Genomic DNA, 25,677 nt, shown 5'->3' with positions numbered 1-25,677 from the left:
TGCAATGAAACCCACATCGCAAAAGCCCCTCCTCTACCGCGCAGTCAACACCCGAACCCATGGCGTGCGCCACGGCAGTTATCGCGCCTACCGGTATGAGCGGCACACCAAAGGCGAAAAAGACAAACAATCAAACCGCGGTTCGATGCATAGCCATCAACGGCATGGCTTTGATTACACCCCGCTATACCGCTTTCTCCTCTCCAAAGTCGGCCACCCATGGGACCAGGTGTTCAGCGAAGCCAACGCCCGCCTGGATCGTCCGGAGCCGATGTTCTGGATGGTCGCGCAACATGAAAGCGACAAGCAGGATTACGTGAGAACGGATGAGAACAGCTACTACAGCGGCTTGTGGGTCGACGAAGGCGGCCTGCTGCAAAAGGTCAACCCACAGCTGACGCCCGAGCAGATGAAACCCTGCTGCAACTGCTGCACCCACACCTTCAACGGTGTGGTATTCCCGCAGGGTCTACCACACCACGGCTAACCCTCAACCCGACTTAACCCCACTCCCCGCCTCAGCCACCGGTACCCGATTCGCCGGATCGGTCACGTCATACACATGCTGCTCACACCCCGACCCCTTGAATTGAAATTCCACCAGATACACCTTTGCCTTCTCCGGGCTGAACGTATTCATCATCGGCCCGCAGGTGTAGTAGTAACCGGTGCGGGTGTCGTTCGCGTAACCCGATACAGTGAGTTTCTTGCCGGGGTCGGCCTGGATTTCCAGTTGTGGAAAACGCTTGAAGCCCGCACTGGCCACGGTCTGGTTGAGCTTGGCGATCCAGTTGAAGACCTTGCCTTCACCGGTGTCCATCACGGTGCCGATGGCTTCCATGCGTGGGTCGGGGTCGCCTTCGCGGCTGATCGAGAAGTCGACGGCGGGAGTGCCGCCACTGGACTTCATGATGACTTTGGCGTGCTCCGCATCCACAGCCACGGTTTTCTGGCGAAACTGAATGCCGTCCTTGAGCAGGCTGGGCGATGAGTCGCGTTGGTTGGATTGGCAGGCGCCCAGGGCCAGGGCAATGGAGAGCAGCGCGATTCGCTTCACGGGGGATGTCCTTATCGGGGAAGAGTGTGATGACTGGACCCGAATTTAAACGGATTGTTCCGCTTCAGGAGGGATGAGCGATGCCGCCGTTCAGGCGCTCTCAAACACCAACCGCGCGCACAACCCACCCTGCTTGCGGTTATGCAGCGCCAACCGACAGCCGATCTTGCCGACGATCATCTGCACAATCGCCAACCCCAAGCCCGCGCCATTGGCATTGCCCCGGCTGTAGAACCGTTCGAACAGGCGCTCCATTTGTGCCTCATCAATCCCCGGGCCCCGGTCTTTCACACTCAAACAATGAGCCCCCATCACGACTGTCACTTCACTGCCCGCAGGTGAAAAGTTAAGCGCATTGGTCACCAGGTTTTGCAGCGCAATCGCCAGCGCCAAGGGCTCGGTTTCGACCCAGCAATCTTCATTGCCTTCGAGCACCAGCTCCACGCCTTTTTCCATGGCCAGCGGGGTCAATTCGGCGAGTTCTTCGCGCACCAGTTCGGTCAGTTGCACGCGCCCGCACACAGGGTTGTGCAACTGCGGTTCGATGCGCGCCATCGTCAGCAGTTGGCTGCCGATGCGGGTGGCGCGGTCGACGCCGTTGACCAGAAAATCCAGCGCCTCGCGACGTTGTTCTCCAGTGACGGCGCTTTGCGCGTTCTGGGCGTGAATGCGCAGGATCGCCAGGGGCGTGCGCAGTTCATGGGCGGCGTCGGCGATGAAGCGGCGTTCGCGGTCGAGCAGTTCATCCACTTGGACCAGCAGCCGGTTCAGCGCGGTCTGCATGGGTTCCAGGTCGGTCGGCAGTGGGTTGAGGTGCAGCGGTTGCAAGGTTTCGGTATTGCGTCCACGAATCGACAACACCATGGCGCGCAGCGGTTTGAAGCCCCAGCCGATCACCAGCCAGATCAGCACCGTCAGCAGCGGCACGCCGATCAGCGTGGGCCACAGGGTGTGGCGCATGATGCGCTGGATCACGTCCTGGCGGATGTCGTCGCGCTCACCCACCCAGATCAACACGCCCTGTTGCGAGTCGGCGAGGAGGAAGGCGCACCAGTCGTTGCCGTTGTCCATCAGGTCATGGGAACCCAGGGTGGTCGGTGGCGCCGCCAGCACCGGCGCTTCGGCGGAGCGCACCAGCAGCTCACCCGCGCTGTTCCAGACCTGGAAGGTCAGGCGGGTTTCATAGGGGTGGGCCACGCCGTCCTCGCCGACTCGGCTCATGGCCTGGTCGAACGCCTGGTACAACCGCTCCCAACCCGCGTCCCCAGGGTCACGCTGGCGCAGCACGCCTTGCAGCAGGCGCGCACTCTGCGCGAGTTGGGCGTCGTAGACTTCTTCGATTTCGTGGTGGCTGTCGCGCAGGACCAACCAGCTGATCAAGGCATCGCCCAACAGGATCAACACCAACACCGGGACGAGAATGCGCGCGCGGACCGAGTTCATGCGGTGAGCACCAGCACATAGCCGACACCGCGCACGGTGCGGATCAACTCGGTGGATAACTTTTTGCGCAAGTTATGGATCAGCACTTCCAGCGTGTTGCTCTCGACCCGGTCCTGCCAGCCATACAACGCGCGGGACAGTCGCTCGCGGGTGACGACCTTGCCGGGGCGCACCATCAATTGGTGCAGCAGTTGGTACTCCATGGGGGTGACGATGATGTCAGCGTCCTGGTAGCGCACTTGCTGGGTGGCCGGGTCGAGGCTGATGCCGGCGTGTTCCAGCAGCGGTTGCGCGCGGCCCTGGCTACGGCGCAACAGCGCACGGACACGAGCCTTGAGTTCTTCCACATCGAAGGGTTTGACCAGGTAGTCGTCGGCGCCCGCGTCCAAGCCGGCGATGCGTTCGGCGGTGCCGTCGCGGGCGGTGAGGATCAGCACCGGCAAGTCGTGTTGCTCGGCGCGCAGTTGCTGCAACAGGTCGAGGCCGTCGAGGCGCGGCAAGCCGAGATCGAGCAGCAGCAGGTCGAACGATTCCGTGCGCAGGGCATGCAGGGCGGCAACGCCATCTTGCAGCCAGTCAAGGGTGTAGCCTTCGGCGCCCAGGGCCACGCGAATACCCTGGCCGAGGGCACGGTCATCTTCGACAAGGAGTAGGCGCATTACGAATTCTCTGTAGGAAACGGCGAAATCATGCCGGGTTTCGCCGAAGCCCCCTCGGCAAAGATGTTACGGCTCGTTGCCAACTAAGGTTGCACTAAGGTTGGTTTTGCACTGTGCAAACTCCCACATTTGCTGAGAGCTTTTCCATGCGCAAAATTCTCCTGCTGTCGCTGATTCTTGCCAGCCCCCTGGCCGTCGCTGGCCCACAGTGCACCACCGCCGAACGCTCGCAATGGCAAGACGAAAAAGCCTTCCAGGACAAACTCAAGGCCGAAGGCTACACCATCAGCAAGTTCAAGGTCACCGACGGCAACTGCTACGAGATCTATGGCTTTGACAAAGACAAGCGCAAGGTCGAGATCTACCACGACCCGGTCACCGGCAAAGCCGTGAAGACCGAGATCAAAGGCTGATGCCAGGCGAATCCCTGCGGCTGTGGGACCCGTTGGTGAGGCTGTTTCATGGCTCTATCGCCGGGGTCTTTGTCGCCAATTACTTCTTTAACGAAGCAGGCGACGACTGGCACGTCTGGCTGGGCTACTACGCCATGGCCTGGCTGCTGGTACGTGGGGTGTGGGGATTTGTCGGACCGCGTAGCGCCCAATGGGCGGACTTCTGGCCGACGCCACGACGCCTGAATGCCCACCTACGCTCGCTCCTCAACGGTCGGCCACAGCATCGCCTGGGCCATTCGCCGATTGGCGCGCTGGTGATGCTATTGATGTTGCTGGCGCTGCTGACCCTGGGTATCAGCGGTTTTCTGATGCAGGAAGTCGACGCTTTGTGGGGTGCCGATTGGCCGCTGCAAATCCACGAGACTGCCGCCAATGTGCTTCTGGGCCTAGTCTGCGTGCATGTGCTGGCAGCGATCGTCGAAAGCCTCCAGGTGCGGGAAAACCTGCCGTTATCCATGCTCACCGGTCGCAGGAAGCGCCTGCCGGATGAACGTGCGCCGTAATTCTTTGACCCACAGGTTCCCTATGCGCTCCGTCCTCCTGATCGTCGGCCTGCTCGCGGTGTTTTTCGCCGCCTGGCAAAGCCATCCGCCCCATTTACTGGCACCGTTTGCGCAGGTGAGCCCGAACACCGCCAAAGTGGCATCGGCCCCGCAGTACACCAGCCGGTTTGTATCGACACAGCTCACCGACTTTGTGCACTCCTCGTCCGTCACTGCCCTGCCCGGTGGCGACCTGATGGCGGTGTGGTTCGCCGGTTCCCGCGAAGGTGCCGCCGATGTGCAAGTGCGTACCGCGCGCTTCGACGCACGCGCCGGCGAATGGGGCGCCGAGCAGGTGCTGGCCACGCGGGAAAGCACCCGCGACGGCACCCAGCGCTATATCCGCAAGCTCGGCAACCCGGTGATTGCCCTGGCGCCAGACCAACGCCTGTGGATGTTTTATGTGTCGGTATCGGTTGGGGGCTGGGCCGCCAGTGCGATCAATGTGATGGTATCGGATGACCTGGGCGCCAGTTGGTCGGCACCGCGGCAACTGGTGACGTCGCCGTTCTTCAACATCAGCACGCTGGTGCGCGCCGCGCCGGTGTTCCATGCCGATGGCTCCATCGGGCTGCCGGTGTATCACGAGTTCATGGGCAAGTTTGCCGAGTACCTGTACTTGAGCGCCGACGGGGCGGTGATCGACAAATTCCGCATCAGCCGCGGCAAGCATTCCCTGCAACCGACTATCGTGCCGCAGGATGGCCTACGCGCCGTGGCGATGTTGCGTTACGCCGGCGACACCCACCACCGCGTGCTGGCCAGCCGCACCGAAGACGCCGGGCAAACCTGGAGCGAGCCCTACCCGCTGGCGCCAGCCAACCCCAATTCATCGCTGGCGGCGGTGGGCACGCAGGATGATGGTTTGCTGGTGGCTCTCAATGACTTGGAGGACGGTCGCTTCAAGCTCAGCCTGTATGGCACCGACGCACAGCTCACACAGTGGCGCACCGTGGTGGAACTGGACCAGTCACCCGACCCGCTCGGCCAACCGTTTTCGCCCGAGGCCTATAAAGCAATCATCGGCGAGGGCTTCCGCGCCTCCAGCGGTGCCCGGCGCCTGCCGCTGGAGCAGCGCTTCCTCAGTAACCTCGACTACCGCGTGTGCAAACCCCAGGGCTGCGATTTCGAATACGAATACCCGTATTTCAGCCGCAGCCCGGACGGCATGTACCACCTGGTGTACTCGTGGAATAACACCTTTATCAAACATGTCAGCTTCAACGAAGCCTGGCTGGCGGAGCGTCTGTGATGGTTGCTGTGTGGCAGGCCCATTTGAGTTTTGTGTTGCTGGGTTTCGTGGCGCTGAGCGCGCTGCGCTTCACCGAAGCGTGGCGGCCATGGTTGCTACCGGTGTTGGTGGCGGTGAGTTTTATCCCGGTCAATGCGCTGCCCCTGGCGGCGTATGTGCGCAGTTTTACTGATGACTTGGCGATCAGCACCTTGGTGTTGTTGGCATGGGTGGGGTTGTGCCGGCTGGGCGTGGTGCGGGCGCTGGATCGACCCCATCAGGTACAGATGCTGCTGCTCTTTGGGCTGCTGAGCCTGTTGCTGTACCCCGCCACCTTGGGCCTGACCTATTTCGATCCTTATCGCTGGGGCTTCAACCCTCGCCCGATGATTGTGCTGGTGGCCGTGGCGGCACTGGTGATGCTGTGGCTGCGCAACACGCTGGCGGTGTGGATGTTGGCGGTGGGCACGCTGGCGTTCGCGCTGCGGCTCAAGGCATCGGAAAACTATTGGGACTATCTGGTCGATCCGCTGCTGACGGTCTACTGCGTAGTCGCCGGACTAATGCAATTCAAACTGTGGGAGCGGGCTTGCCCGCGATAGCGGTGTATCAGTTACCGCTGTGTTTACTGAACCACCGCTATCGCGGGCAAGCCCGCTCCCACATGGGTTCTGCGTCGTTTTAAAGAATGGGAAAAATAATGAGTGCGTTGCAATCACGCCGCCTGCGCTACGGCGTGGGCGCGATCGGGTTGGTGTTTGTGCTGCTGGCGGCGTTGCGGCTGGTATTTGTGTTGGGTTTTTCCGGCCTTGACTTCAGTACTCCGGCCCTGCTGGAAACCCTGGGCATCGGCCTGCGGTTCGACCTGCGCCTGGCGGTGCTGGTCCTGCTGCCGCTGGCCGTGCTGGCATGGCTGCCGCGCTGGAACCTCGTCACTCTGCCGGCCCTGCGCTGGCTGGCACGCGGGTATCTGACGGTGGCGCTGGCATTGGTCGGCCTGGTGTACATCATCGACTTCGGCCATTACGCCTACCTCGGCGTACGCATCAATGCGACGGTGCTGCGCTACCTGCAAGACGCACAGATTTCACAACAGATGGTGTGGGAAACCTACCCAGTGCTGTGGATAACTGCCTGCTGGCTGGCGGCGGTGGCGCTGTGGGTCTGGGCGCTCGTCTGCCTCGAACGATTGACACTCGACCGTGCGTCCAGCGCCAGCGGCAAACTCTCCCTGATCGCCGTTTCCATCATCGCCGTGGTCGGCGTGCTGCTGGCGCTGCTCGGCCGCGTCGCCCATCTCAATCTGGAAAACCCGGTGCCCTTGCGCTGGAGTGATGCGTTCTTTTCCGGCAACAGCCAAGTGGCGGCGGTAGGACTGAACCCGGTGCTGTTTTTGTACGACACCCTCAAGGTCGGCCAGTCGCAGTTTGATGAAGCCCAGGTGCGCAAGCATTACCCGCAGATCGCCGACTACCTGGGAGTCGACCAACCTGATGCGCAGCAACTCAACTTTATTCGCAGCCAGAGCGTGCAGCCGTATCGTCTGGCGGGCGAGCGCCCGCCCAACGTGGTCTTCGTGATGCTCGAATCCCTTGGCACTAGCGCCGTAGGCGCCTACGGCAACCCGCTCAACCCCACGCCGAACCTGGACAAACTGGCCAGCCAAAGTTGGTTCTTCAAGCACTTCTACGTGCCCGTCACCGGCACCGCCAAGACGGTGTGGGCGAGCATCAGCGGCGTGCCGGACGTGACCCGCCAGGAAACCGCCACGCGCAACCCGCTGATTACCCGGCAACACACGCTGATCAACGCGTTCGAGGGTTACCAGAAGTTCTACATGATCGGCGGCAATGCCGGCTGGGCGAATATCAACGCGTTGATCCGCCAGAGCATCGACGGTGTGCAGCTGTATGAGGAAAGCCACTGGCGTTCGCCGCGGGTGGACGTGTGGGGCATCTCTGACCTTGACCTGTTCAAGGAAGGTGACGCGTTGCTGCGCGCGGTCCCGAAAGACCAACCGTTCTTCGCCTACCTGCAAACCTCCGGCAACCATCGCCCCTTTACCATCCCCAGGCACAACGACGGCTTCCAGGTGAAGGACGTGACCCTGGAGCACGTCCAGGCCGCCGGGTCGCGCAGCGTCGAGCAGTACAACGCGGTGCGCTTGCTGGACTACAACATCGGCCGCCTGATGGAAATCGCCAAGGCCGGCGGCTGGTACGACAACAGCATTTTCGTGTTCTTCGGCGACCACAACACGCGCATCAGCCAGATCCCGCACATGGCGCCGGCCTTTGAGCAGCTTGGTTTGGAGAGCAATAACGTACCGCTGCTGATCCACGCCCCTGGCCTGGCCCCCCGGGTGATCGAGGAGGCCGTGGGCCTGGCGGACCTGTTGCCCACCGTCGCCGGCATGGCGGGCATACCGTTTCGCAATGGCGCGCTGGGGCGTGATATCCAGCAGCCGGCGCCCGAAGGCGAACGCGTGGTGCCGCTGGTGTTGCGCGAAGGCACCTTCCCGATCATTGGTGGCGTCACCCGGCACTTCCTGCTGCAGATGCAACACGACGGTAGCTCGCCGACCCTGCATGACCTGGCCTCACCCAGCCCGCGAGAGAACGTAGCCGCGCAGCACCCCGAAGAGTTTCAACGCTTGAAGGGATTGACCCGAGGGCTGCATGAGAGTGCGCGGTTGATGCTGTTCAGCAACGTGCGAGAGTGACTATTTTGGCTGGAAGGTTTCGAGGTAGGCCAGGATGTCGGCAATCTTGTCCTGGTCGCTGATGCCCCAAAAAATCATGCGCGTGCCACTCACCACCTTCTTCGGCGCTTCGATATAGGCGGCGAGCTTGTCGCGGGTCCAGACCACACCGGAGTTTTTCATCGCGTCGGAATATTGATAGTCCGTGGTCGTCCCGGCGGGCCGGCCGATGATGCCGTTGAGCTCTGGCCCGAAGCCGCCGCGCGCGCCTTCGCCGATGCTGTGGCAGCCGCCGCAGGTCTTGGTGAAAAGTTTGCCGCCCGCCTCGGCGTCGCCGGCCGCCAAAACGGGGCTTGCGTTAAGGGCCAGGGCGAGGGTGAACAAGGCGTACTTCATGGCAGGCTCCACAGCAGGTTTAGCGAACGATTATGCCTGTTTGTCTGGAGCGCATGCTCATCCAGATTACCGTTTCAGTCCTTGGGGTGCGCAGCGCCGCTATCCTCCCGCCCCCCTTGCGCAAATGTGCAACCTAGACCCTCTGAATGACCATCCATCGCTTCATACACATCCAATCGAACCTAAGCAGCTGTGTTCTACTCCACCTCTATGAACCCTGATGGTGGAGTAAGGATCATGGCTCAGCCATCGATTTTGGTATTGGAAGACGACGAAATCATTCGGGCGTTGATGGTGGATGTGCTTGAGGAATTCGGCGCGGTGGTGACGTCGTTTCCTTCGGCGGATGAAGGAATGATTTACCTGGAGCGGGGCGACGATCCGGTGGACCTGATTGTCAGCGATATCCAGATGCCGGGTTTGCTCAATGGCTATGACCTGAGCAAGGTGGTGGCGCATCGTTGGCCGACGGTGCCAGTGGTGTTGACCTCGGGTAATACGAAGCTGGCGGCACAATTGGGCGGCTCGGTGCGGTTCCTGCCCAAGCCCTGGAGCTCCGAACATTTGATCCAATGTGTGCAAACGGCGCTCACCCAGCAAGGTTTATCCATGCATTGATAGCGCTTCAACATCACTCGAACCGAACTTCATGGCGGGCGCTGTGGTCATTGATGAAGCAAGGAGCGACTTTTCTGATCCGCTGGTCAGCCTTTTCGCCTTGTGCGTACAGCTGCCTGCCTTGAGTTGTGTAGAATTGTCGCCCATTAAAACGCGTCATTCATGGCCGAGAGGCCCACAGTTCGAGCTCACTGAATGCATTCACAGGCCCATGACGTTGGTGCGCCCTCTTTGCTGGAAACGTTGCGCACAGGCACGGCCCTGCTGCATGTGGCGTTGGAAAAGCGCCTGCCGTTTTTCTCCGAGCGCCTGGATGCCGATTGGTATCAGCGCTTGCTTGAGGCGTACTACGGGTTTTATGGGCCGATGGAAGCGGCGTTGTACGAATGCGATTTGATACCTGAGGGCTTCGACCAGGGTTTACGTACGAAAACCCCGACGCTAGTGCACGATCTCGATGCACTGGGCCTGAATGAACAGGCTATCGGCGCCCTGCCCCGCTGCGCCGAACTGCCGAACCTCGACACCCCCGCCGCTTGCCTCGGAGCCCTGTACGTGCTGGAAGGCGCGACCCTCGGCGGCCAAGTGCTGCGCCGGGAAATGGCCCAGCGCCTGGACGTCAATGCCGATAACGGTGGGGCGTTTCTCGATGTATACGGCGCCGAGACCGGTCGACGCTGGAAAGACTTTCTCGATTATCTGGGCCGCCTGCCGCTGGATGCCCCCGCCAAACAGCGCGCGGTAGAGGCAGCCCGTTCGACATTCCGCTGCTTTGAGCAATGGCTCGACAGCCAGGAGGTACTGCTATGAAACCCGAAGATTTTGAAGAGCTGCTTGCCAACTGTGCCAACGAGCCGATTCGCTTCCCGGGGGCGATCCAGCCCCATGGCGTGCTGCTGACATTGTCCGAGCCCGAGCTGAATATCATCCAGGTCAGCGCCAACGTGGGCAGCTTGTTCGGCCATGCGCCCGAGGCGCTGCTGGGCCAGCCGCTGCACACGCTGGTGGGCGCCGAGCACGCCCAGGCCGTTGCTGCCATGGCCGAAAACAACACGTTTTTTGACGCGCCGCCGCTGCACGTTTCCTTTAACGGCGCAGAGTTCGAAGGCCTGCTGCACCGCCATCAGAATGTGCTGGTGCTGGAATTCGAGCCGCGTCTCAAAGACTTCCGTCCACGGGCACTGAACGGGCGCACCAGTGACCTGGGCAAGATGCTGCAACGTTTGCAGTCGGCGAAAACCCTGCAAGCGCTGTACGAAATCAGCGTGACTGAAATCCAGGCCATGACCGGCTACGACCGCGTGCTGATCTACCGCTTCGAAGACGAAGGCCACGGCCAGGTGATCGCCGAAGCGTCGGCGCCGTCCATGGAGCTGTTCAACGGGTTGTTCTTCCCCGCGTCCGACATCCCGGAGCAGGCCCGCGAGCTGTACCGCACCAACTGGCTACGCATCATCCCGAACGCGGCCTACGAGCCGGTTCCGCTGTTGCCTAAGCTGCGCCCGGACACCGGCCAGCCGCTGGATCTGAGCTTTGCCACCCTGCGCAGCGTGTCGCCGATCCACTGTCAGTACATGCAGAACATGGGCGTGTTGTCGTCCATGAGCATCTCGCTGATGAAGGGCGACAAACTCTGGGGCCTGATCAGTTGCGGCAACCGCGAGCCGCTGCTGGTGCCGAACGACTTGCGCACTGCCTGCCAGACCATCGGCCAGGTGCTGTCGCTGCAGATCAGCGCCATGGAGGCCCTGGACCTGAGCCGCCAGCGCGAAGAGAAAGTCGAGGCCCTGGCGTTGCTCGACCAAGCGATGAAGCGCTCGGCAGAGAACGTATTCGACGGCCTGGCCCAGCAACCGCAGTTGCTGATGGACCTGACCTTGTCCGGCGGCGTGGCGATCATCGAAGACAAACAACTGCACCGCTACGGCAACTGCCCGGAACCGGCGCAGATCCGTGCCTTGCACAAGTGGCTGCAAGGGCGCGGTGAGCCGGTGTTTTCCAGCCATAACCTGGTGTCGGTTTACCCACCGGCCGCCGAGTTCCAACAAGTGGCCAGTGGCGTATTGGCCATGAGCCTGCCTAAGCCTGTGGACAACGGTGTGCTGTGGTTCCGCCCGGAAGTTAAGGAGAACATCAACTGGAGCGGCGACCCGAAAAAACCGCTGGACCTGGAAAACTCTGACGCCGGCCTGCGCCTTCGCCCACGCACCTCGTTTGAAATCTGGAAAGTGGAAATGGCCGGTATCTCCACCAAATGGAGCCACGGCGACCACTTTGCCGCCAACGACCTGCGCCGCTCGGCCCTGGAAAACGACCTGGCGCGCCAGGTGCTGCGCGAGCAACAAGCGGTGCGTGCGCGTGATGAGCTGGTGGCGGTGGTGTCCCACGACCTGCGTAACCCGATGACGGTGATCTCGATGCTGTGCGGCATGATGCAAAAGGCCTTCAGCTCCGATGGCCCACACACCTCGCGACGCATTTCCTCGGCTATCGACACCATGCAACAGGCCGCCGGGCGCATGAACGTGCTGTTGGAAGACTTGCTCGACACCTCGAAAATCGAGGCCGGACGGTATGTGGTCAAGCCGGTGGCACTCGACGTGACCCAGATCTTCGAGGAAGCCTATTCCCTGCTGGCACCGCTGGCGATGGATAAGGGCATCGACCTGTCTTTCAACGCCGAGCCGGGCCTGCAGATCAATGCCGACCCGGAGCGTCTGTTCCAGGTGCTGTCGAACCTGATCGGCAACGCGATCAAGTTCACTCCGCGCCAGGGCAACATCGGCATCAGTGCCATGAGCAATGGCGAAGAAATTGTGTTCTCCGTGCGCGACTCCGGCGAAGGCATTGCACCGGAACAACTGCCGCACGTGTTTGACCGTTACTGGACCCAGACGGAAAACAACCCGACCGGCAGCGGGCTGGGGCTGTATATCACCCAAGGTATCGTCCAGGCCCACGGCGGCAAGATCGTTGCCGAGAGTGAAGTGGGTCGGGGGAGTGAGTTCCGGTTTACGGTGCCGAAGGTGATCGACGACTCGCATACCTGAGTGGGTGGTTTGAGGGCTGCTGCGCAGCCCAGCGCGGGGCAAGCCCGCTCACGACAAGGTCCCCTTAAACCGGCAGCACCACCACCGCTTCCAGCCCTCCGCCGTGGCGTTCGGTCAGGGTCAGGGTGCCGCCGTGTTCCAGCACAATCGCCCGGGCGGTCGAGAGCCCCAAGCCCACACCGCCCGTGCTTTTGTTGCGTGAGCCTTCCAGGCGATAGAACGGCAGGAACACCTCCTCCCGATGTTCAGCCGCAATGCCCGGGCCGCGATCCAACACGCGAATCACCACCTCGTCCTGTGTGTGCTGCAACTCGATCTCCGGCGCGACGCCATAGTGGATCGCGTTGTCCACGAGGTTGGTCATCACCCGCTTGAGCCCCAGGGGCCTGCCGAAATACACCAGGCGTGGCGGACCGTGAAAGGTGATGTCGAGCGCCTGGTCGCGGTAGTCGTCGATCAGGGTTTGCAGCAACTCGGCCAGGTCCAGTTGGGTGGCCGGTTCCAGGCGGGCGTCGTCGCGGAAGAATTCCAGGGCGGTGTTGATCATGGCCTGCATTTCATCGACGTCGCGAAACAGCCGCTGCTGCTGGTCGGCGTCTTCGATGAATTCCCCGCGCAGGCGCAGGCGCGTCAGCGGCGCACGCAGGTCGTGGGAGATGGCCGCGAGCATTTGCGTGCGGTCCTGGATGAAGTGGCGTAACTGCGCCTGCATGCTGTTGAACGCAAGGATCGCCTGGCGGATTTCATGAGGCCCCACCGGTTCGACGGGCGGTGCGCGAAAGTCTGCACCAAAGCGCCGAACGCCGTAGGCAAAGTCCTGCAGCGGTCGCGCCAGCCTCCGAGTGGCCACCAGGGTGACCAGTGCGGTGGAGATCAGCACCAGCAATACCACGATCACACTGCGTGCGCCCTCGTCCAGGCCCCAGCTGCGGGCAGGCGCGGTGAACATCAGCCAGGAATGATCAGCCAGTTGCATCAGCAGCATGTAGTGGCCATTGCCGTCGGGCCAATCGGACGGTTCATAGGCTTCCATAGGGCGGATCGGGCCGTCGAGCAGGTGCTCGAAGGCCTGTTCTCCCGACTGGAAATCCGGGTCCTGCAGCACGGGCAAATCAAATGCTGTTCGCTGCGCCGACCACCTCACGCTGAACGCGTCGTCAGCCATTACTTCTGCCAGACGCGGTCGTTGCGCCGGCGCCGACGCTTCGACCACGCGCACCACCACGGCGATTTTTTCCAGCAGGCCGGTTTCGGTGAGCGGCGGCCGTGCCCAAACCCCCGCCAGCTTCACGAACAGGGCGTTGAACGCCAATGCGGTGAACATCGCGATCAGCACCGTCAGGGCGATCCAGCGGGCCACGGTGTCGCGTGGGCGGCGACTCATGAGCGCGTCACGCTGACGGTGAATTGGTAACCGCCGTTGCGTACCGTGCGGATCATCGCCGGGCGTTTGGTATCGAATTCCAGCTTGCGGCGTAGGCGGCTCACTTGCACGTCGATGCTGCGATCAAACGCGTCGTGGCTGTGGCCCCGCGCCAGGTTCAACAACTGCTCGCGGGTCAGCACGCGCTGGGGGTGTTCGGCGAACACCAGCAGCAGGTCGAACTCGCCGGACGACAACGGGATCATCACCTGGTCGGGCGAGCGTAATTCGCGGCGCGTGAGATCCAGTTGCCAGCCAGCAAAGCGGATCAATGGGCGGGCGACCTCCCCCATCGGCGGTCGCGCTTCACCCGCACGGCGCATGACTGCGCGCACCCGGGCCAGCAATTCGCGGGCATCGAAAGGTTTGCTCAAGTAGTCGTCGGCGCCCATTTCCAGGCCTACCACGCGATCGCTGAGTTCGCCCATGGCGGTGAGCATGATCACCGGCGTCGCATATTGCTGGCGCAGGCGCTGGCACAGCAGCAGGCCGTTGTCACCGGGCAGCATCAGGTCGAGGATGATCAGGTCAGCCGGTTGGCGCTCCATGGCCGCCCACAGCTCGGCGCCACTGGCAGCCGTCTCGACCCCATAGCCGTGTTGCAGGAAAAATTTTTTCAGCAGGGCGAGGACTTCAAGGTCATCGTCCACAATCAACAAGTTGCTCACCGACGGTCTTCACTGGGTGGGGTCGAGGCGCTATCTAAAACCATTCGGCACGGTCCGTCATATATTTCAATCGTGCAATAAAGCGTCAACGGCGCAATAAACCAGACATCTTTGCGCAAGGTCGCACTGCCAGGATCGGCCTCCCTTTTTTGCGGAGACTGTGCCCATGTGCTCGCTGACCTACCCCCGGCATCTGGCCCGCCAGGCCGTGCTGTTGCTGACAGTGTCTTACCTGACGGGCTGCGCAAGCCCGGCCCCGGTAGAGCCCGCGACTCGCTGTGCGCAGGTGAATTACCCGGTGTATGACCCGGCCGAGCCGGTCAACCGCGGCGTGTTCGCGTTCAACCGTGCTGTAGATGACTACGCCCTGGCACCGGTAGCGCGAGGCTACCGTTACCTGCCGGATTTTTTCCAGCAGGGTGTGCATAACTTCGCGAGCAACTTCAGCGAGCCGGAGATATTCATCAACGACCTGCTGCAAGGCAACCCGAGACGGTCGGTCAATACCCTGGGGCGCTTCGCCGTGAACACAACGGTGGGCGTGGTGGGGTTGTTCGATGTGTCGGATCGCCTGGGCATCCCGCGCCATAAAGCCGACTTCGGCCAGACATTCGGTGTGTGGGGGATCGGCAATGGGCCGATTGTCGAACTGCCGTTGCTGGGCACCAGCAATAGCCGGGATGCAGCGGGCAAGGTCTTGGGCTTCCTGGTTTCGCCACTGGGCGACAGCGATACCGTGCAAACCCTGGGCACCATCAGCCTGGTGGGCGGCACCGTCGATACCCGTGCGTCATTGTTGCCGCTCACCGACAGCCTGCAGAAACTGCCGGATTACTACAGCGCGTTGCGCAATGTGGTGGCGGAAAATCGGGCGGCCTTTGTACGCGAGGGCCAGGAAGGCGCGACATCTCCCGGGCTGGACGGTTGCGCCAACAGCGCCTCGGATGACTTCTGAAAGCACTGGCCACCCGTGTCATATCTTGCAGCAGCGCGTTTATAGCTGACTCGTTTCGCCCTCTATAAATTTGGCCTCGCTTCGCTGCTACAGGCGAAGTAGTCCTCTACTCAATAGAAGGAAACATCCATGCTAAGCGCTATCAATCACACACTGGGCAGCTTTCAATACCCGCCACTGCAGCAGGATGATGCAGAGCCCCAGCGCAGGAAGCGCAGCATTGACGTCACACACTCGCAACTGAGCGCCGCCGATCCTGAGAGCACGGCAGCCAACGACCGTCGCAAAAGCGGAGGTGGGCTAGACACTCTGGGTCAAGGCAGGTTGCTCTAACCCGCCTTAATACGAAGGGCAGTGCACGGCCCTTCGTACTGTTGTTTAACAAAACCATGACATTCACTGGGCTAACCTTGCCGGTTAAACCCAGCGTGGAACCCTTACCTGCATGCCGCACCTCGACACACTGCCCGCCGTATTGGCCGGCCCACTGCTGCGCCGCCTCGAACCCCGGCGCCTGGTGTTGTGGCTGGTGGGAAGTCGAGCCCTGGAACTGACCCTGCAGTTGCATCTACCCGCCCAAACCCTGGAGATCAACCTTGATCATTGCAAGGTCGTATCGGTTGGGCACCATGCTTTTATCCACTTGATCGATGTGCCATTGGACGAGGCCCTGCCCCTGGACGTCGCGATCGGTTACGACGTGTTGTTCGACAACACCGGCATCGCCGAGTGGGCACCCCACCTGCTGTACGCCAACACCCAATACCCAAGTTTTGTTTTGCACAGCCGTATTCATCAGTTGGTACACGGCTCATGCCGCAAACCCCACCACAGCGCCGATGAAGGCCTGCTGTGTGTCGATCGCCTGCTGGCCAACGCCTCCACTCCCGCCGACCGCCCGGCCCTGCTGATGATGAGCGGCGACCAGGTGTACGCCGACGATGTGGCCGGGCCGATGTTGCGCGCAATACATGCATTGATCACACGCCTGGGCCTGTTCGACGAATACCTGGAGGGCGCCGTGATCGATGACAGCGCAAGCCTCTACGGGCATCGTGCCAGTTACTACCATCGTGCCGACCTGCTGCCCGCACTGGACAGCAACGAAACCCTGCGTGAACGCTTCTTTGGCGGTGTGAAAAAGCCGATCTTCACCAGCAGCACTGCCGACAATCACCTGGTCACCTTCGCTGAAGTCATTGCGATGTACTTGCTGGTATGGTCGCCGACGCCCTGGGAACTGATCGCGCCTGAAGCGCCGCAACTGAGCACAGAAGAACTGCAGCGCTACGCCCGCGAACAGGTGCAGCTCGACCGATTCCGCGAGGGCCTGCCAGGTGTCGCCCGGGTGTTTGCCCACCTGTCCACCTTGATGATCTTTGACGACCACGACATCACTGACGATTGGAACCTCAGCGCCCAATGGGAAGCCACCGCCTACGGCCACCCGTTCTCTAAACGCATCATCGGCAACGCTTTGCTGGCCTACCTGCTGTGCCAGGGCTGGGGCAATCAGCCGGATGCGTTCAGCAAGCTGGTCAGCCAAACCCAGGCGCTTACCTGCCAGCCACAGGCCAATCATCTGGATGCCGCCGCTCAGGATGAATTGATCGACGCGCTGCTCAAGTTCCAGCAATGGCACTACGTACTACCCACCACCCCGGCCCTGGTGGTACTCGACACCCGCACCCGCCGTTGGCGCAGCGAGTTCACCCTCAAGCAACCGTCCGGCCTGCTCGACTGGGAGGCGTTGAGTGAGCTGCAACAGGAGCTGCTCGACCATCCCTCGGCCATTATCGTGTCACCCGCCCCCATCTTTGGCGTGAAGTTGATCGAAACAGTCCAGAAAATTTTCAGCTGGTGCGGGCACCCGTTGCTGGTGGATGCGGAAAACTGGATGGCCCATCGTGGCGCTGCCCAGGTGATCCTCAATATCTTCCGCCACTCGCGTACGCCGGGTAACTACGTGATCCTTTCAGGTGACGTTCACTATTCGTTCGTCTACGAAGTGCTGATCCGCCATCGCAACGCCGGCCCAAGGATCTGGCAGATCACCAGCAGCGGCATCAAGAACGAGTTCCCCCCACGCCTGCTGGAATGGTTCGACCGCCTCAACCGTTGGCTCTACTCACCGCGCTCGCCGCTCAACGGGTTCACACGCCGTCGCAGCATGCAGGTGGTGCCGCATATTCCCGAGCACGCCGAAGCCGGCGAGCGGTTGTGGAATTCGGCGGGGATCGGCCAGGTGTTTTTCAACGAGCAAGGCCAGCCTGAGGCGATCTACCAGCACAACGCGGATGGGAAGGGGCGGACGGAGATGATGGCACCTGGTAAATAGCCATTAGCCATCAACCTTTAGCCGTACATCTGCCCTATTCAAAGCACCCAGGCCCCGTTGTACAGTAGCGCCAGCCACGGAGTATCGGCGTCAACAACGGCAGGCTTTGCAGGCCTGCCCACGCAAGGAACGCGCAGATGGGCGATACCTCCGACAACAACCCGTTGAAACAGGACTTTTCTCACTTCAACGCCGACATGTTGCACACCGTCCTCGAATTGGTCAGCGACGGGATCTGGGACTGGAACGCCAACACCGGGTTCGTCTACCGCAACCCAGGCTGGTACGAAATGCTCGGCTATCCCCGCCACGCGCTGGAGAATAGTGTATTCACCTGGGAAAGCGTGATTCACCCGGATGACTATGCCCAGGTAATGAAGCTGTTTGACGACTACATCCACCGTCGCGCCCCTCACTACCAAGCCGAATACCGCTGTCGCAAAAAAGATGGCAGCTACCTGTGGATCGAAGACCGTGGCTACGTGATTGCGCGTAACGCAGACGGCTCGGTCGCACGGATGGTGGGCGCCCACCGCGACATTCATCTGCGAAAATGCTCCGTCGAGCAGTTGGAGCAACGCAATCAATCCCTTGAGGCACTGGTGGCCGAGCGCACACGCGAGTTGTCGCGGGTCAACCAACAATTGCAGCTACAGCTGGATGAAAACCGCTCGTTGGCCGAACGGGATGCCCTGACCCTGGTCGCCAACCGCTACCGCCTGGAGAAAGTGTTGCTGGAAGAATGCGACCGCGCCCAGCGCTTTCGCCTGCCGCTGGTGTTGATCGCGATGGATATCGATGACTTCAAGCCGATCAATGACCGTTTTGGTCATGGCGTGGGCGATCAGACGCTGGTGCAGGTGGTTGAATGCCTGCAACGCTGTATTCGCCCAGGTGATCTGTTGGCCCGATGGGGCGGCGACGAGTTTGTGCTGGTCCTGCCCAAGACCTCGCTGGAAAGCGCGAAGGCACTGGCACATAGCATCCGCCAGCAATTGAGCAACAGTCCGCACAGCCACGACTTCAGCGTCACCTTGAGCCTGGGTGTAGCCGAGCGCGAACGGGATGAATCCCCCGCCGCCCTGATAGCGCGTGCCGACCAGGCGCTGTACCGCGCCAAGGCGGCGGGGAAGGATGGGGTCTCTGAATAACAGCCCCCGTGTTACCGAACCGGCGGCGCGTACTGGATGCCGCCGTTGTTCCACAGCGCGTTGAGCCCGCGCTTGATCTTCAGCACGCTGCCCTGGCCGATATTGCGCTCGAACACTTCGCCGTAGTTGCCCACCTGCTTGACGATCTGCACCACCCAATCCTTGCGCAGCTTGAGGTCCTTGCCGTATTCGCCATCAGCGCCGAGCAACCGCGCGACATCCGGGTTCTTGGTAGTCTTGGCCTGCTCTTCGACGTTCTGCGAAGTGATGCCCATTTCCTCGGCATTGAGCATGGCGAACAAGGTCCACTTGACGATGCTGAACCACTCGTCATCGCCTTTACGCACCAACGGCCCCAACGGTTCCTTGGAAATCACTTCCGGCAGCACCACGAACTCGTCCGGGTGGGCCATCTTGATGCGCTGGGCATACAGGCCCGACTGGTCGGTGGTCAGCACGTCGCAACGCCCGGCTTCCAGGCCCTTGGCGCTTTCGTCGGCGGTGTCGAAGGTGATCGGCGTGTACTTCATGCCGTGGGTGCGGAAGTAATCCGATACGTTCAGCTCGGTGGTGGTGCCGGCCTGGATACACACGGTCGCGCCGTCCAGTTGCTTGGCGCCGGTAACGCCCAGTTTGTTGTTCACCAGAAAGCCGATGCCGTCGTAGTAGGTCACGCCGGTGAACACCAGGCCCATGCCCGAATCGCGGGAGCTGGTCCAAGTGGTGTTGCGCGAGATCAAGTCGATTTCACCGGATTGCAGCGCGGTGAAGCGCTCCTTGGCGGTCAACTGGGTGAACTTCACTTTCGATGCATCGCCGAACACTGCCGCCGCCACTGCGTGGCACACGTCTACATCGATGCCGGTCATCTTGCCCGTGCTGTCCGGCACACCGAAACCCGGCAGCCCGTCGCTGACGCCACACTGGATGAAGCCTTTTTTCTGGATAGCGTCCAGGGTTACGCCCGCATAGGCGCTGCTCACCAGACCCAATGCAGCGGTGGTGCCGATCACGGCCAAGGTGGTTTTGAATGGGTTCATGCAAGGCTCTCCCTGTCATTCCTTATTATTCGACGCCCCACAGCCCGCGCCGGTTTATAGTGCTGCCGGGCAGTATCAACGGCTTCGCACCGCTGCCACAAACGACCTTTAGGCAAAGGCTCCTTCCGATTTGGAATGAAGTGCATGATTTCAAAACGCTTGACCCCTTCGATGACCGCCCTGCAATGCTTCGAAGCCGCCGCCCGCCACTTGAGCTTCACCCGCGCCGCCGAGGAGCTGCACCTGACCCAGAGTGCGGTGAGCAAACAAGTGGCGCAGTTGGAGGAGATGCTTTGCCACAACTTGTTCGACCGGGTGCGCCAGCGTTTGTACCTGTCACCGGCCGGGTCGCTGTACCTGGCCGAAGTGCACAAGATCCTCACACAGGTGGACATCTCCAGCCGTTACATCCTCACCTACGGCGGCGAAACCGAAGTGCTGCGCATCGCCACCCAGCCGACCTTCGGCGACCGTTGGCTGGTGCCCAAGCTCAAGGATTTTGCGGCGCAACATCCGAACATCCACCTGGATGTGCGCAACGAGCTGGAGCCGTTCGATGTGCTACAAGCCAAGGCGGATATCGCGTTTTTCTTCGGCCAGGGTTCATGGCCGGGAGCAACCTGCATCGAGCTGTTCCGTGAGGCGGTGGTGCCGGTGTGTGCGCCGGGTTTTGTCGCCGAAGGCAGTGATGCTTCGTCGCGCCACACCCTGCTGCAATGCACCTCGCGCCCGGAGGCCTGGCATGAATGGTTCCTGGAGCAGGGCCTGCACTCACAGAACAGCTACCACGGGCCACGATTCGACACGTTCTACATGTGCATTCGCGCGGCGCAATCGGGCTATGGCGTAGCCTTGGTGCCGCAGTACCTGGTGGCCGAAGAACTGGCCCAGGGCAGCCTGATGATTCCATGGGACTATGCGATGCCCAGCAGCGGCGCACACTTTATCGCCCATGCCGAACATGCCGGCGAGATCCCCAAGGTGAAGGCTTTCCTGAGCTGGATGGTCGACTATGTAGGCGCACATCGCGATTTTCAGTCATGACCCAGCGACTTTATTTCGTTTGCGACAAGGGTGGGTGCCCGGCTTAGATAAAAAGACGCCCCTCACTGTCGAGTCTGCGATTCATGAGCCACGAAACCATCAGCCAGTCGATTTCCATCGTTCACCCCATCAGCCTCAGCCACGGTAAGAACGCCGAAGTCTGGGACACCACGGGCAAACGCTATATCGATTTTGTCGGCGGCATTGGCGTGCTCAACCTCGGTCATTGCCACCCGGGGGTAGTCGAGGCGATTCGTGACCAAGCCACCCGGCTGACCCATCACGCGTTCAACGCCGCGCCGCACGCGCCCTACATAGAGCTGATGGCGCGGCTGAGCGCATTTATCCCGGTGACCTACCCGGTCAGCGGCATGCTCACCAACAGCGGCGCGGAAGCGGCGGAAAACGCCCTGAAGATCGTGCGCGGCGCCACTGGCCGCACCGCAGTGATCGCCTTTGACGGCGCCTTCCACGGCCGCACCCTGGCCACACTCAACCTTAACGGCAAGGTAGCGCCTTACAAACAGAAGGTCGGTGTGCTGCCGGGACCGGTGTATCACCTGCCCTACCCGAGTGCCGACAATGGCGTGACTTGCGCCGAAGCGTTGAAGGCCATGGAGCGCCTGTTCAGCGTGGAAATCGACGTCAGCGATGTGGCCTGTTTCATCATCGAACCGGTACAGGGCGAAGGCGGGTTTCTCGCACTGGATCGCGAATTTGCCCAGGCGCTGCGACGCTTTTGCGATGAACACGACATCCTGCTGATTGCCGATGAAATCCAGTCGGGCTTCGGCCGTACCGGCCAGCGCTTCGCGTTCTCGCGCCTGGGCATCGAACCGGACTTGATCCTGCTCGGCAAAAGCATCGCCGGTGGAGTGCCGCTGGGCGCCGTGGTCGGGCGCAAGGCGCTGATGGACAACCTGCCCAAAGGCGGTTTGGGTGGGACCTATTCCGGCAACCCCATCGCGTGTGCGGCGGCCTTGGCCACGCTGGACGCGATGACCGACGAACACCTGGAGACCTGGGGCGCACAGCAGCAACACGCCATCGTCAGCCGCTATGAAAGCTGGCGCGCGCAAGGCCTGCCGTACCTGGGGCGCTTGACCGGTGTCGGCGCCATGCGCGGCATCGAGCTGGCAAACGCCGACGACACACCCGCACCGCAACAGCTCGCTCAACTATTAAGCCTGGCGCGGGACGCCGGGTTGTTGCTGATGCCCAGCGGTAAGTCGCGGCACATCATCCGTTTGCTTGCGCCGCTGACCATCGAGCCTGCGGTGCTGGAGGAAGGCCTGGATATCCTCGAGGCCTGCCTCAAGCAGTTGGGCTAGTAACGCGCATCCACGGGTCTGCCGCCGCTCGGCCAGTCCTTGACCTTGTCGGGGAAGTCCGGGCGCGGTTGACCCGAGAAATACGCCGCCACGTCCACCGCTTCCTGGTCTGACAAACCGCCCTGCCCCAGCGGGAATTTCTCGTGAAAGCCGATCGGCATGTTGCGTTTGACGAACGCTGCCGCCGTGTAGGTGCGCGCCATGCCGGCGCCGATGTTGAACGATTGCTCGCCCCACAGCGGCGGGTAGATCAGCTCGCCATCAGCGCGTGCCAGGCCCTGGCCGTTGTCGCCATGGCACACCGCGCACTGTTTGGCGTACACCTGCTTGCCATTGGCCAGGTCCGGCTTGAGCGCCGGGTCGACCTTGCCTACGCCGCGCCCGGCGACTTTGTCTTCGGGACGGGTGTTGTTTTTCATCCAGTCGAAGTACGCAACCATCGCCTGCATATCCGCCGATTGCGGCGGCAGTGGCGTGCCATTCATCGAGCGGCGGAAACAGCCGTTGATGCGCTCTTCCAGGGTCACCACCTTGCCCGCACGCGGCGCATAGCTGGGGAAAAACGCCGAGACGCCCACGAACGGCGAACCATCCGCCACCGTGCCGGCATTGAGGTGGCAACTGGTGCAGTTGAGCGAGTTTCCGACATTGGCGGGCAACAGCGCTTTGGTTTGCAGGTGCAGGCGCATGCCACGAATGACTTGGTCGGCATTCGGGGCAGCGAGCAGATTGGCCAGTCGCGGGGTTTCAAACGCCGATGAGTCCGTGGTGGCCGGGTTGAGTTGGTCACGCAGTTTTTTCACTTGGGCAGCGCTGATCGGCGTGCCTTCGTTGCCCCAACGGGTGCGCACGAATGTCAGGATTTCGGCGATTTCCTGATCTTTCAAACGGGCGAAACCCGGCATGGTGTAGACCCGTGGGTGCGTCGCCGTCTGTGCGGTCTCCCAACCGGTGAGGGTGATGTGCAGCAGTGAAGTCGGGTTGCTGGACGCGATGCTCGGGTTGCCCGCCAGGGATGGGAACAGGCCTTTCACGCCCGCGCCATCGCTGCGGTGGCAGTCGCTGCAGAACTGCATGTAACCCAGGCCACCGCGGCTGGTGAACAAGTCCGCCGGGGGCGCGGCGGGCGCCACGGCCACAGCCGGCATGGGCAGGTCGTCCTTGCCGGGCGGCAGGGACTTCAGGTAACGGGCGATGGCCGTCAGGTCGTCGTCACTGAAGTGCTGGGTGCTGTGGTGAATCACATCAGCCATGTTGCCGGAGACCGTGGCAAAGCGGTTCTGCCCGGTCTTGAGCAGTTGCACGGTGTCTTCCACGGTCCACAGGTTGCGCAGGCTCAAGGCGCGCCAATGCTCGACTGTTTCACCGGCCAGGTAATGCTGGCCACTGCGCCCCGCGTCGCTCATGGCTTTTTCCTGGAAGGCAATGCCCCGTGGGGTGTGGCAGGAGCCGCAGTGGCCCAGGCCCTGGACCAGGTAGGCGCCACGGTTGAGCTGTTCATCTCGCGCCGGATCGGCCAGGAAGGGCTGTTTATCGAGAAAGGCGAAATTCCACAGCGCCAGGCCCCAGCGCTGGTTGAACGGAAAGCCCATGTCCGCCTCAAGATTGGCCTGCTGCACCGGCTCGACGCCTTGCATCAGGTAGGCGTACAGGGCGCGCATGTCGGTTTCGCTCATCTTGGCGTAGGACGGATACGGCATCGCCGGGTACAGGTTCATGCCCGTCGGCGTTACGCCTTCGCGCATGACGCGGTCGAACTGTTCGAAGGTGTAGCCGCCAATGCCCGTCTCGCGGTCCGGCGTGATGTTGCTCGAAAAGATCGTGCCCATCGGCGTGCTCAACTCCAGGCCGCCGGCCATGACCTTGCCTTGCTTGGCGGTGTGGCAGGCAATGCAGTCACCCAATTGCGCGACGTATTTGCCGTGTTCGATCAGAGGCGTGTCGGGGGTGTTGGCGTGCAGGGGAAGAGACAAGCAGAGCGTCGCCCCCAGCAAAGCCAGGCGGGAGAGGGAAAGCGCCATCGTATTAGTCCTTTGACAACCTGGCGTGGGGCGGTCCCCTGGGCGCAGGTGTGTGGTCGTTTTTATGGGTTCATCAGGCCTCTGTGTTGTAAAGGATATGCGGGCGAAGGATGTTGATATGGGTCAGGGCGAAATCGATGGCAACGACAGGTACTTGACCGTTGATAAGTTGCCCTTTGAAGCCCCGTGCACAATTCTGTAGGTTTCAGCCATCGAACGAGGAGACCACCATGGAGACCGTCACCTACGCCAACGCCCGCGCCCATCTTTCCGAAACGATGGATCGGGTCAACGAAGATCGCATCCCACTGCTGGTAACCCGGAAAAAAGGCGAGCCTGTGGTGATGATTTCGTTGTCAGAGTTCAACGCGCTTGAAGAGACAGGCTATCTGCTGCGCTCGCCAGAAAATGCCAAACGCCTCATCAGCTCAGCCAACAGCCTGCGGGCCCGCAAAGCCAAAGTAGTTGATTGAATAATGAAAATACTCGCTTCCCCTGAGGGCAGAGGCGACTACTGAATGAATTTACCCGCAGGAACCCACCTTGACCTGACCTCCCTCCCCCCTGAAAATGCCCGACGCTTTTTTGTCCTCGTTTACTGAAGTAGTGAAATTTCAATGTCCGATTCTTACACCGAACACTCCGCCACCGAAGAATCCGTCGTCGCCTTGCACGCCAAAGCCGAATACGAAAACGCCATCAATCTTTCACAGCATCTGCCTGCGGCCAAGATCATCAGCGAGATGGTGCTGGACGCTTTCCACACCTCCAAGGAAAGCGACCAGATCCGCGAACTGCGCGTGGCCATCCGTCAGGCCCACGATGCCTTCGACGACGACAAGGCCTACGACCTGATGGGTCAGCTCAAGCAGCTCAAGGACGCCGAGGCCGCCGACAACGCTGCCCTGGAAAACTTGAGCAGCCAGTTCTCCATCAGCCGCATCCTGTCCAGCTTCAAGGACGACCCCGAGTTCCAGGAGCTGGTCTACGGCCTGGCGTTGAAAGTGCTGAACCAGAGCCACCAGGCCATCAGCAACCCGAGCGCCGGCAAGAGCAAGGCATCCCGCCCGAAGAAAGAAGCCGAAGTGTTTGTGATCAGCAAGGATGGCATCAGCGTCACCCTGCCGCTGCGCACGCCGCGTTCGAAGCTTAACGTTGACCGTGAGGCGTTCGAGTTCCTGGGATTCAGCTTTGTGGGTGAAGGCGATGAAGCGGAGCTGGAAGCCGAGAGCTTTGTGGATAACACCGGCGCCGAGCAGCCTTTGAGCCGCAAGAGTGTGATTACTGCGTTGCAGCAGCAGACGGCGTTTGATGGGTACAGCATCGCGCAGCAGTAACCCTTAATCCCAGCCCTTTCAAGGTCTTTAGGTAGAACAGGCGAAAAGTACTCTGTGGCGAGCGGGCTTGTCCCGCGTTGGGCTGCGCAGCAGCCCTGAAACCCGCGCCCGAAGAATGCCTGTCTCAGCGCATTCCTCCTTCAAGGGTCGCTTCGCAACCCAACGCGGGACAAGCCCGCTCGCCACAGTTGCAGTGTTCGTCCTCAGCCAGATAGGG

At 61.4% G+C, this 25,677-nt stretch carries 24 protein-coding genes; 16 read left to right on the top strand and 8 right to left on the bottom strand.

The window, feature by feature from the left end:
* The first annotated feature begins 4 nt into the window (after positions 1-4).
* The gene (locus NL123_RS05375) at positions 5-487 is read left to right on the top strand and encodes a hypothetical protein (protein ID WP_494357366.1); all 483 of its coding nucleotides are present in this window, start codon (positions 5-7) and stop codon (positions 485-487) included.
* A 3-nt stretch (positions 488-490) separates the two neighbouring features.
* Here NL123_RS05375 and NL123_RS05370 read toward each other — a convergent pair whose 3' ends face one another.
* From NL123_RS05370 to NL123_RS05360, 3 genes are all read right to left on the bottom strand, one after another.
* Positions 491-1,057, bottom strand: coding sequence for a hypothetical protein (locus NL123_RS05370; RefSeq protein ID WP_494357365.1), 567 nt, complete (start codon positions 1,055-1,057; stop codon positions 491-493).
* A gap of 90 nt (positions 1,058-1,147) precedes the next feature.
* Positions 1,148-2,500, bottom strand: coding sequence for a sensor histidine kinase (locus tag NL123_RS05365; RefSeq protein ID WP_494357364.1), 1,353 nt, complete (start codon positions 2,498-2,500; stop codon positions 1,148-1,150).
* Entirely contained in the window at positions 2,497-3,159 is a 663-nt protein-coding gene (locus tag NL123_RS05360; protein WP_494357363.1) for a response regulator, read from the bottom strand. The genes NL123_RS05365 and NL123_RS05360 overlap by 4 nt, the downstream gene beginning before the upstream one ends.
* A gap of 146 nt (positions 3,160-3,305) precedes the next feature.
* On the opposite strand from NL123_RS05360, the gene NL123_RS05355 reads away from it, so the two are divergent.
* The 5 genes from NL123_RS05355 (at position 3,306) to NL123_RS05335 (ending at position 8,109) form a co-directional block, all read left to right on the top strand.
* Positions 3,306-3,572, top strand: coding sequence for a PepSY domain-containing protein (locus tag NL123_RS05355; RefSeq protein WP_015885790.1), 267 nt, complete (start codon positions 3,306-3,308; stop codon positions 3,570-3,572).
* The gene (locus NL123_RS05350; RefSeq protein ID WP_494357362.1) at positions 3,572-4,117 is read left to right on the top strand and encodes a cytochrome b/b6 domain-containing protein; all 546 of its coding nucleotides are present in this window, start codon (positions 3,572-3,574) and stop codon (positions 4,115-4,117) included. Before NL123_RS05355 ends, NL123_RS05350 begins: the two co-directional genes overlap by 1 nt.
* A gap of 22 nt (positions 4,118-4,139) precedes the next feature.
* Positions 4,140-5,408 (top strand): sialidase family protein, encoded by a 1,269-nt coding sequence (locus NL123_RS05345; RefSeq protein ID WP_248484285.1) that lies wholly within the window; start codon positions 4,140-4,142, stop codon positions 5,406-5,408.
* The gene (locus tag NL123_RS05340) at positions 5,408-5,989 is read left to right on the top strand and encodes a hypothetical protein (protein WP_494357361.1); all 582 of its coding nucleotides are present in this window, start codon (positions 5,408-5,410) and stop codon (positions 5,987-5,989) included. Before NL123_RS05345 ends, NL123_RS05340 begins: the two co-directional genes overlap by 1 nt.
* A gap of 98 nt (positions 5,990-6,087) precedes the next feature.
* The gene (locus NL123_RS05335) at positions 6,088-8,109 is read left to right on the top strand and encodes an LTA synthase family protein (RefSeq protein WP_494357360.1); all 2,022 of its coding nucleotides are present in this window, start codon (positions 6,088-6,090) and stop codon (positions 8,107-8,109) included.
* On the opposite strand, the gene NL123_RS05330 is transcribed toward NL123_RS05335, so the two are convergent.
* Positions 8,110-8,484 (bottom strand): c-type cytochrome, encoded by a 375-nt coding sequence (locus tag NL123_RS05330; RefSeq protein ID WP_494357359.1) that lies wholly within the window; start codon positions 8,482-8,484, stop codon positions 8,110-8,112.
* A 237-nt stretch (positions 8,485-8,721) separates the two neighbouring features.
* On the opposite strand from NL123_RS05330, the gene NL123_RS05325 reads away from it, so the two are divergent.
* From NL123_RS05325 to NL123_RS05315, 3 genes are all read left to right on the top strand, one after another.
* Positions 8,722-9,102 (top strand): response regulator, encoded by a 381-nt coding sequence (locus tag NL123_RS05325; RefSeq protein ID WP_071496415.1) that lies wholly within the window; start codon positions 8,722-8,724, stop codon positions 9,100-9,102.
* 195 nt (positions 9,103-9,297) lie between these two features.
* Complete coding sequence (locus tag NL123_RS05320) at positions 9,298-9,912, top strand: biliverdin-producing heme oxygenase (RefSeq protein WP_494357358.1); 615 nt, start codon at positions 9,298-9,300, stop codon at positions 9,910-9,912.
* Positions 9,909-12,152 (top strand): ATP-binding protein, encoded by a 2,244-nt coding sequence (locus NL123_RS05315; protein ID WP_248484304.1) that lies wholly within the window; start codon positions 9,909-9,911, stop codon positions 12,150-12,152. The genes NL123_RS05320 and NL123_RS05315 overlap by 4 nt, the downstream gene beginning before the upstream one ends.
* Before the next feature lie 64 nt (positions 12,153-12,216).
* Here the strand turns inward: NL123_RS05315 and NL123_RS05310 are convergent, their stop codons facing one another.
* Positions 12,217-13,536, bottom strand: a complete 1,320-nt coding sequence (locus NL123_RS05310; RefSeq protein ID WP_494357357.1) for an ATP-binding protein — start codon at positions 13,534-13,536, stop codon at positions 12,217-12,219.
* Complete coding sequence (locus tag NL123_RS05305) at positions 13,533-14,243, bottom strand: response regulator (RefSeq protein ID WP_248484308.1); 711 nt, start codon at positions 14,241-14,243, stop codon at positions 13,533-13,535. Before NL123_RS05305 ends, NL123_RS05310 begins: the two co-directional genes overlap by 4 nt.
* A gap of 166 nt (positions 14,244-14,409) precedes the next feature.
* On the opposite strand from NL123_RS05305, the gene NL123_RS05300 reads away from it, so the two are divergent.
* The 3 genes from NL123_RS05300 (at position 14,410) to NL123_RS05290 (ending at position 18,687) form a co-directional block, all read left to right on the top strand.
* Entirely contained in the window at positions 14,410-15,198 is a 789-nt protein-coding gene (locus NL123_RS05300; RefSeq protein ID WP_248484310.1) for an MlaA family lipoprotein, read from the top strand.
* A gap of 445 nt (positions 15,199-15,643) precedes the next feature.
* Positions 15,644-17,536, top strand: a complete 1,893-nt coding sequence (locus NL123_RS05295) for an alkaline phosphatase D family protein (RefSeq protein ID WP_494357356.1) — start codon at positions 15,644-15,646, stop codon at positions 17,534-17,536.
* Positions 17,537-17,673: 137 nt separating this feature from the next.
* Positions 17,674-18,687 (top strand): diguanylate cyclase domain-containing protein, encoded by a 1,014-nt coding sequence (locus NL123_RS05290; RefSeq protein ID WP_494357355.1) that lies wholly within the window; start codon positions 17,674-17,676, stop codon positions 18,685-18,687.
* 11 nt (positions 18,688-18,698) lie between these two features.
* Here NL123_RS05290 and NL123_RS05285 read toward each other — a convergent pair whose 3' ends face one another.
* Positions 18,699-19,727, bottom strand: coding sequence for an amino acid ABC transporter substrate-binding protein (locus NL123_RS05285; protein ID WP_494357354.1), 1,029 nt, complete (start codon positions 19,725-19,727; stop codon positions 18,699-18,701).
* 144 nt (positions 19,728-19,871) lie between these two features.
* On the opposite strand from NL123_RS05285, the gene NL123_RS05280 reads away from it, so the two are divergent.
* Positions 19,872-20,771 carry a LysR substrate-binding domain-containing protein gene (locus NL123_RS05280; RefSeq protein WP_494357353.1) on the top strand — a complete coding sequence of 300 codons (900 nt, stop codon included), beginning with the start codon at positions 19,872-19,874 and terminating at the stop codon, positions 20,769-20,771.
* 83 nt (positions 20,772-20,854) lie between these two features.
* Positions 20,855-22,102, top strand: a complete 1,248-nt coding sequence (locus NL123_RS05275) for a 2-aminoadipate transaminase (RefSeq protein ID WP_494357352.1) — start codon at positions 20,855-20,857, stop codon at positions 22,100-22,102.
* Here the strand turns inward: NL123_RS05275 and NL123_RS05270 are convergent.
* Complete coding sequence (locus NL123_RS05270; protein WP_494357351.1) at positions 22,099-24,123, bottom strand: c-type cytochrome; 2,025 nt, start codon at positions 24,121-24,123, stop codon at positions 22,099-22,101. The two genes, NL123_RS05275 and NL123_RS05270, sit on opposite strands and share 4 nt — an antisense overlap.
* Before the next feature lie 230 nt (positions 24,124-24,353).
* Here NL123_RS05270 and NL123_RS05265 point away from each other — a divergent pair, with 230 nt between their 5' ends.
* Together NL123_RS05265 and NL123_RS05260 are read left to right on the top strand one after the other, a co-directional pair.
* Positions 24,354-24,596, top strand: coding sequence for a type II toxin-antitoxin system prevent-host-death family antitoxin (locus NL123_RS05265; protein ID WP_058423425.1), 243 nt, complete (start codon positions 24,354-24,356; stop codon positions 24,594-24,596).
* 144 nt (positions 24,597-24,740) lie between these two features.
* Complete coding sequence (locus NL123_RS05260; RefSeq protein WP_494357350.1) at positions 24,741-25,460, top strand: hypothetical protein; 720 nt, start codon at positions 24,741-24,743, stop codon at positions 25,458-25,460.
* Positions 25,461-25,677: the final 217 nt, after the last annotated feature.

It is taken from the genome of Pseudomonas sp. FBCC-B1565, assembly GCF_059133265.1.
This window is presented reverse-complemented; position numbering and strand designations above follow the sequence as displayed.

Bases quoted from the DNA above. Each gene is read 5' to 3' on its own strand.
- NL123_RS05295 (WP_494357356.1), top strand. From the start codon at position 15,644: ATGCCGCACCTCGACACACTGCCCGCCGTATTGGCCGGCCCACTGCTG.
- NL123_RS05275 (WP_494357352.1), top strand. From the start codon at position 20,855: ATGAGCCACGAAACCATCAGCCAGTCGATTTCCATCGTTCACCCCATC.
- NL123_RS05335 (WP_494357360.1), top strand. From the start codon at position 6,088: ATGAGTGCGTTGCAATCACGCCGCCTGCGCTACGGCGTGGGCGCGATC.
- NL123_RS05270 (WP_494357351.1), bottom strand. From the start codon at position 24,123: ATGGCGCTTTCCCTCTCCCGCCTGGCTTTGCTGGGGGCGACGCTCTGC.
- NL123_RS05350 (WP_494357362.1), top strand. From the start codon at position 3,572: ATGCCAGGCGAATCCCTGCGGCTGTGGGACCCGTTGGTGAGGCTGTTT.
- NL123_RS05345 (WP_248484285.1), top strand. From the start codon at position 4,140: ATGCGCTCCGTCCTCCTGATCGTCGGCCTGCTCGCGGTGTTTTTCGCC.
- NL123_RS05310 (WP_494357357.1), bottom strand. From the start codon at position 13,536: ATGAGTCGCCGCCCACGCGACACCGTGGCCCGCTGGATCGCCCTGACG.
- NL123_RS05290 (WP_494357355.1), top strand. From the start codon at position 17,674: ATGGGCGATACCTCCGACAACAACCCGTTGAAACAGGACTTTTCTCAC.
- NL123_RS05375 (WP_494357366.1), top strand. From the start codon at position 5: ATGAAACCCACATCGCAAAAGCCCCTCCTCTACCGCGCAGTCAACACC.
- NL123_RS05325 (WP_071496415.1), top strand. From the start codon at position 8,722: ATGGCTCAGCCATCGATTTTGGTATTGGAAGACGACGAAATCATTCGG.
- NL123_RS05280 (WP_494357353.1), top strand. From the start codon at position 19,872: ATGATTTCAAAACGCTTGACCCCTTCGATGACCGCCCTGCAATGCTTC.
- NL123_RS05315 (WP_248484304.1), top strand. From the start codon at position 9,909: ATGAAACCCGAAGATTTTGAAGAGCTGCTTGCCAACTGTGCCAACGAG.
- NL123_RS05300 (WP_248484310.1), top strand. From the start codon at position 14,410: ATGTGCTCGCTGACCTACCCCCGGCATCTGGCCCGCCAGGCCGTGCTG.
- NL123_RS05360 (WP_494357363.1), bottom strand. From the start codon at position 3,159: ATGCGCCTACTCCTTGTCGAAGATGACCGTGCCCTCGGCCAGGGTATT.
- NL123_RS05365 (WP_494357364.1), bottom strand. From the start codon at position 2,500: ATGAACTCGGTCCGCGCGCGCATTCTCGTCCCGGTGTTGGTGTTGATC.
- NL123_RS05330 (WP_494357359.1), bottom strand. From the start codon at position 8,484: ATGAAGTACGCCTTGTTCACCCTCGCCCTGGCCCTTAACGCAAGCCCC.
- NL123_RS05265 (WP_058423425.1), top strand. From the start codon at position 24,354: ATGGAGACCGTCACCTACGCCAACGCCCGCGCCCATCTTTCCGAAACG.
- NL123_RS05340 (WP_494357361.1), top strand. From the start codon at position 5,408: ATGGTTGCTGTGTGGCAGGCCCATTTGAGTTTTGTGTTGCTGGGTTTC.
- NL123_RS05355 (WP_015885790.1), top strand. From the start codon at position 3,306: ATGCGCAAAATTCTCCTGCTGTCGCTGATTCTTGCCAGCCCCCTGGCC.
- NL123_RS05320 (WP_494357358.1), top strand. From the start codon at position 9,298: ATGCATTCACAGGCCCATGACGTTGGTGCGCCCTCTTTGCTGGAAACG.
- NL123_RS05285 (WP_494357354.1), bottom strand. From the start codon at position 19,727: ATGAACCCATTCAAAACCACCTTGGCCGTGATCGGCACCACCGCTGCA.
- NL123_RS05260 (WP_494357350.1), top strand. From the start codon at position 24,741: ATGTCCGATTCTTACACCGAACACTCCGCCACCGAAGAATCCGTCGTC.